The 4,618-nt window shown below is 51.1% G+C and carries 4 protein-coding genes; 3 read left to right on the forward strand and 1 reads right to left on the reverse strand.

Annotation, left to right across the window (positions count from 1 at the left end):
* The 3 genes from IQ260_RS27965 to IQ260_RS27975 form a co-directional block, all read left to right on the forward strand.
* A partial coding sequence (locus tag IQ260_RS27965) for a glycosyltransferase family 2 protein (protein ID WP_228016497.1) occupies positions 1–1,434 on the forward strand: 1,434 nt, incomplete at its 5' end.
* An 89-nt stretch (positions 1,435–1,523) separates the two neighbouring features.
* Complete coding sequence (locus IQ260_RS27970) at positions 1,524–2,366, forward strand: DUF547 domain-containing protein (RefSeq protein ID WP_193996349.1); 843 nt, start codon at positions 1,524–1,526, stop codon at positions 2,364–2,366.
* An 80-nt stretch (positions 2,367–2,446) separates the two neighbouring features.
* Positions 2,447–3,040 carry a TIGR04282 family arsenosugar biosynthesis glycosyltransferase gene (locus tag IQ260_RS27975; RefSeq protein WP_193996350.1) on the forward strand — a complete coding sequence of 198 codons (594 nt, stop codon included), beginning with the start codon at positions 2,447–2,449 and terminating at the stop codon, positions 3,038–3,040.
* A 177-nt stretch (positions 3,041–3,217) separates the two neighbouring features.
* On the opposite strand, the gene IQ260_RS27980 is transcribed toward IQ260_RS27975, so the two are convergent.
* Entirely contained in the window at positions 3,218–4,378 is a 1,161-nt protein-coding gene (locus IQ260_RS27980) for a glycosyltransferase family 4 protein (protein WP_193996351.1), read from the reverse strand.
* Positions 4,379–4,618: the final 240 nt, after the last annotated feature.

Consider the following 4,618-nt stretch of genomic DNA (forward strand, 5'->3'; position numbering starts at 1 on the left):
ATCAAAGCCGGAACCATTATTTTATCCACCCTGGTGCGTCTGTATTGGCAAAGCCTTTGGCGAGGAGCTGACCCTTCGGAGCAAGCCTCTGCTTCTCCAAGCAGCCTGCAGCAGGTGTTGCTGTTTATCAGTGCGGTGCTGCTGGTGGCGGGTAGTGCCTATGTAGTCCCCTATGGAGATTTTCGCGAAACTGCAGCGGTGGTCCATTTTTGGATTGGCAGTGCCGTTATGGGGCTGGGCTTTATGTTGGCCTGGCCGCTGCGGCGACTCTCAGGTCGATGGTTTTGGGGGGTTGCGATCGCAACTCGGCTGCTACTGCTGGCCATGTACCCCGGCGACGACATCTGGCGCTATCTGTGGGAAGGCTACATTCAGCTACAGGGCTTTAGCCCCTATGATTTTGCTCCGACAGCCGCTATTTTAGAGCCGCTACGGACCGTTTGGTGGGAGCAGATTAATAATTCATTTGCCTCGGCCATTTATCCCCCGGTGACTCAGCTTGGCTTCCGTTTATTGGCCAGTATTGCCCCCTCGGTAATTTTGTTCAAAACGGTTTTTACGCTGGCAGACTTAGGGGTGTGTTGGTTACTGAGTCGGCGTTTCGGCTACCGAGCTACCTTGCTCTATGCCTGGAATCCTCTAGTACTGTACAGCTTTGCCGGGGGTGGGCATTACGACAGTTGGTTTGTGCTGCCGCTGATCATGGCTTGGCTATGGTTTGATCGAGGCAGCGATCCAGATAGCCCTCAAAACTCTCGGCGTTTACCACCCTTGACTTATCTGGGGAGTGCCCTATTTGTCGGCATTAGCATCGCTGTCAAATGGATATCTTTACCGGTACTAGCATTTATTGTCTGGCAGGCCCTGCGGCGTGGGCGTATTGGCATCGCGCTTTTAAGTAGTCTTGTGGGGTTACTACCGGTGGTACTGGCAGCTTTGCCTTTCTGCAGCCCTACTTCCTGCCCATTAGTGCGGTTTGGGTCTTCCTTTGTGGTGAACGGCCGCAGTGCCGAGCTAATTCCCTACTGGGTCGGGCAGCTATGGGAGCCATCACGCTCAGCCAACTGGCTCTATGCTTTTCCCCTGGCCCTTGTGGTGGTGTGGCTGCTACTGCGGGCGACTAGCTTTCACAAGTTCACCGAATGGTATCTGATTGGGCTGATGGTGATTTCCCCCATTATTCATTTTTGGTATCTGAGTTGGCTCATGCCCTTTCTGGTGACCAGTCGAAATCTGGGGAGTCGGCTGGTGAGCCTGTCAGCCTATATATACTTTATGTTGCAGTATCAGAAATCGTCAGGAAACTGCAGCTGGTTTTTATCAGAAACACTGCGACACTGGCTGTGGTGGCCGTTTGTGCTGGGGGTGCTCTGGAGTAGTGCGCAGGTGACGTGGCCGAGGTTGAGATTAGCGACAAAATTGAACAGAACTTAAGGTGCTTCTCAGCCTTAGTTCAGTTGGCAATGAGAGATTGCAAATGAATCACTCGTTTGGCCAAGTCTAACTCCTCATTTAAAACAGCTATGAAACGTAAGTATTTATCCGCTCTTTTGCTGGTTTGTTCCCTGGGATTAGTGGGTTGCTCCACTGGCGCTGTGACCACCACCGACCCATCCTCAGCAGAGGTCAACATTGCCTCAGCAGAGGGTTTGGACTATACGCTTTACGATGAGGTTTTGAGTACCTATGTCGATGAGGCAGGCTGGGTCAACTACGCTGACTTGCAACAGTCTCGGCAAGGGCTAGATACGTTTAACAATGGTTTAGCCAATGTGGATGACGCCACGTTGAGTAGCTGGAGTGAGGCAGAACAAATTGCGTTTTGGATCAATGCCTATAACTCTCTAACGCTGAAGTCAATTATCGACCAGACTCCTATAAAGCCCAGTATCAAAGACATTACCGGCGTGTGGCGTTTGCGTAAGCATCCGATTAATCAAACAGAAAAGACGCTCGATAGCATTGAGCATGATGTGCTGCGGGTGGACTTTGATGAACCTCGCCTCCATGCGGCCATTGTCTGTGCAGCCATTAGCTGTCCGCCGTTGCGAGATGAGGCCTTTACCGGAGAAAACCTGGACACTCAGCTGGACGAACAGGTGATGCAGTGGCTAGCTAGACCTGACGGTCTAGAAATCGATCAAGCAGCCGGTGAAGTCAAGATATCCAAGATTTTTAACTGGTTTGGCGGTGACTGGATCCCTAGCTACGGCGTAGACAGCGGCTTTACCGGTAGCAAGGAAGAGCGGGCCGTTCTGAATTTTATTAGTAACTACGTTGGTGACGAAGATCGAGCCTATTTAGAAGCCGGTGACTACAAGGTTAGTTATTTCGACTACGACTGGTCTTTGAATAAGCAGCAATAATCGAAGCGAACGCATCAAATACTACTTCAAATACGTAAATAGCAAGGGGGCACATCGTGGTGGGTACGAGGGCATGTCTGATGTTGTTTACACGGTACCCCGAGGCTGGTAGTACCAAAACTCGACTGATTCCCCATTTGGGAGCGGTACGAGCAGCTGAACTACAGCGATGGATGACGGCATCCATGGTGCAGGAAATGACCGCCCTGTGTCCGGAGATTGATCGCCAAATCCATTTTTCTGGGGGCGGTCTATCCCAGATGCAGGCTTGGTTAGGGCGACAGTTAACCTATGTACCTCAGTTGGCAGGTAGTTTAGGAAATCGTTTGCACCAAGCGTTTGTGGAGAATTTTCGGTTGGGTATGAAGGCTGTGGTGGCGATTGGGTCGGATTGTCCAGAGCTGAGTGCCCGTCATTTAGAACAGGCGTTTCGGCAACTCCAGACCCATGATGTGGTGCTGGGACCAGCCGCAGATGGTGGCTATTATTTGATCGGTCTAAGCGGTGCCCAAGCAAAGCTATTTGAGACTATTCCCTGGGGCACTGGGCAGGTGTTTGAACGGACGGTTGCGATCGCAACCAGCCTCAATCTTTCTATCGCCACCTTGGAAGAGCTACGGGATGTGGACCGGCCTGAAGACTTGGAACTGCTTAAAATGCCGATTTGCATCTAGAAGATTGAACTGGAAAGTGGCTCTAACGCCTGCATTGCCCCTCATCCTAAATCCTTCTCCCTGGGGGAGAAGGACTTTGAGTCTAGCTCCCCTTCTCCCTGGGGGGGAAGGGGTTGGGGGATGAGGGCTCGAAGCTTTGAGCTACTCTCCGATTGTGTATACACGGCAACCACAAGGCTAGATATGACCGACCTGCTGGGGAATGGAATAGCGGGCTTTGCTCGGTACCATCTGGGCGTAGAGATTTTCTAGCTGGGTAATGTTAGTACTCAGGGTATAGCGGTCCAACACCCGCTGTCGGGCCTTGCTGCTCAAAATCGCCAACATTTCAGGATGGTCTTTTAGCAGGGGCAAAATCGTCTGCAGCTGTTGAGCCACCCGTTGGGTATCCAATACAATACCGGCTCCGTCTTCCAACACTTCGCCGTCGGCCCCAGCATCGGTAGCAATGCAAGCCGCACCGCAGGCCATCGCCTCCAACAGCGACAGGGAGAGCCCTTCGATCAGAGATGGCAAAATAAAGGCATCCGCCCCTCGCAGAATTTCAATTCGGCGACGTTCATCGGCGACAAACCCCAGCCATATTACCGAGTTATCGGCTCCGTAGGCGGCTTTTAGGGCCACCTCTAGGGGACCGCTACCAATAATCAGCAGCTTGTTTTCAGCCCCCATATTGGCCATCTTCCAGCCTTTGAGCATGGACTCTACATTTTTTTCAATGGCCAATCGACCTTGATACACATAGAGCTGCTTGGCCCGAAACTCTTTTTTGATTAGGGAAGGCCCTGGGGAATATCGATACACATCCACCCCGTTGGGAATAATCACTACCCGTTTTAAGGGTACACCGAGCTTAACTAGCAGTTCCTGCTGAATGCGGGAAAACACAATCACCCGGTCATAGTTCGCTAACCGTGGGGCATATAGCTGATAGGTAATATGCTGGGTGCCCGATGTGAGATTGCGCCGCTTCCGGTCAAAGGCCGGATGAAAGGTGGCCACCAGCGGGATACCTAGCTCGTGACAAATATCTGGCAGCTTGAAATCCAAGGGAGACAGGGAGAGCGAAGCATGCACCAAGTCGGGCTTGAGTTCGGCGAGCACCTCAGCTAGCCGTCGAGCTGAGCCTAAGCTAGGAATGATGAGAATCTGGGATTTGAAGATAAACGGTAAGGAAACCTCTTCATAGCCGACGTGATCGTCTGCGGTTTCCTCATCAGTCGCAAAGTGGAGGAACGTCACCCGGTAACCACGCTCGAGTAGAGCATTTGTAATCTCTCGACCGTAGGTGACATTTCCACAAAACGGGGATTTTTTACCAATCCATGCGATGTGCATCTAAGGGGGTCTATAAATTTAGATGTTGATTAAAAGGGCAACTTCTAAGAGCAGATACCCAAAGCAGACATAAACGGCTCTATGAATTCAACCGTTTGGCAAAACGCCCCCTAGGAACCCTTATTTACTTAAGCAGCGGTTTAAGTCATCTAACTTAATTATGCTTAAGCAACCGTACGAATGCTTTATATGACTTTATCAGGATTTTAAGAAGTTACAGAGTATGGAGTGCTGATAGGG

This window comes from Leptolyngbya cf. ectocarpi LEGE 11479 (assembly GCF_015207065.1).
Classification (GTDB): Bacteria; Cyanobacteriota; Cyanobacteriia; order Phormidesmidales; family Phormidesmidaceae; genus Leptothoe; species Leptothoe ectocarpi.

Bases quoted from the DNA above. Each gene is read 5' to 3' on its own strand.
- IQ260_RS27970 (WP_193996349.1), top strand. From the start codon at position 1,524: ATGAAACGTAAGTATTTATCCGCTCTTTTGCTGGTTTGTTCCCTGGGA.
- IQ260_RS27975 (WP_193996350.1), top strand. From the start codon at position 2,447: ATGTTGTTTACACGGTACCCCGAGGCTGGTAGTACCAAAACTCGACTG.
- IQ260_RS27980 (WP_193996351.1), bottom strand. From the start codon at position 4,378: ATGCACATCGCATGGATTGGTAAAAAATCCCCGTTTTGTGGAAATGTC.